Annotated in this window: 1 protein-coding gene; it reads right to left on the bottom strand. The window is 29.8% G+C overall.

Annotated elements, in window-relative coordinates; all coding sequences use genetic code 11:
* Positions 1-376 (bottom strand): ThiF family adenylyltransferase (locus EII23_RS12535; protein ID WP_185702418.1); only part of this gene is annotated, 376 nt, incomplete at both ends.

Raw genomic sequence — 376 nt, 5'->3', positions numbered from 1 at the left:
GCTCTGAACCTGGCTTGATATCAAAATAATCTTCAGCTGACATTGAATCTTTAGTCCATTTAAAGAAGAAAGCTCTATGACCAAATACTGGCACAGTTAACATAAATTTACATCTTTCATTCTTTTGAAAAGCTCTATGTAATGCATAGCGAGCTTCTAATTCAAATAATTCAATTTTATCTAAAACATAATCACAACCTTCTACAAAATCATCAGCAGTATTATTATTAATACCTTCAGGATAAACATCAACATTTACATCTCTTGAAATATTAAATATAGATTCTCCAACTACTTCTGCCTTATTTCTTCCAAGATTATCCAAAGATGCACCAAATTGTCTATTAATATTAGAAAGCTCAAAATAATCTGGATC

It is taken from the genome of Desulfovibrio sp. OH1186_COT-070 (assembly GCF_003860215.1).
Taxonomy (GTDB): domain Bacteria; phylum Desulfobacterota; class Desulfovibrionia; order Desulfovibrionales; family Desulfovibrionaceae; genus Desulfovibrio.
This window is presented reverse-complemented; position numbering and strand designations above follow the sequence as displayed.